Below are 716 nucleotides of genomic sequence, written 5' to 3' on the forward strand. Positions count from 1 at the left end.
CCTGGAAAGTTGATCTGAGCTCTCAGTAAATATCAATACGGTTCTGACGAGCCGCTTACGGTTGGCTAAGGGATGACACAATTTATTTTTTGTCACTGAGGCGGGGAATTTTTTATAGAGCGTGGACAGGCCAATATCAAAAATCAGTGCCACGCGATGACGTGATTCCCCTGCAGCCAACAACCGCCCGGCCTGCTCCCACTCACTCGCGGTGAGTTTCGGACGTCTGCCACCAATACGACCTTTGGCTCTGGCCGCTTCCAGTCCGGCGCGTGTCCGCTCGACAATGAGTTCTCGTTCCATTTCGGCCAGGGCACCCATCACATGAAAGAAAAAACGCCCCATCGGCGTGCTGGTATCAATGGCATCCGTCAGGCTGCGAAAATTAACACCGCGTTCGCGCAGTTCCTCAACCAGAATGACCAGATGCCGCATACTACGCCCCAGCCTGTCCAGCTTCCAGACTACCAGAGTGTCACCTGCTGATAATGTTCTGAGCAGTTTTTTCAGTCCCGGTCTGTCGGACTTAGTGCCACTGATTTTGTCCTCAAAAATCCGCTCACATCCCGCGCAGTTCAGTGCATTACGTTGCAAATCGGTGTTCTGGTCATTTGTTGACACGCGTACATAGCCAATAAGCATGATCATCCCCCTGAATAAAAACCGGAGATGATGCCAGTTAGCTGTTACCTCTGCATTTTCTTAAACGTTGGTTT

1 protein-coding gene is annotated in these 716 nt (G+C 51.0%); it reads right to left on the reverse strand.

Translation table 11 applies throughout. The annotated features are described in order from the left end of the window. Positions 1 to 642, reverse strand: a 642-nt coding sequence (locus tag A7090_RS25435) for a recombinase family protein (RefSeq protein WP_241957308.1), incomplete at its 3' end; no start/stop codon positions are given. Positions 643 to 716 lie beyond the last annotated feature (74 nt).

Source organism: Escherichia sp. MOD1-EC7003 (assembly GCF_002965065.1).
Lineage (GTDB): Bacteria > Pseudomonadota > Gammaproteobacteria > Enterobacterales > Enterobacteriaceae > Escherichia.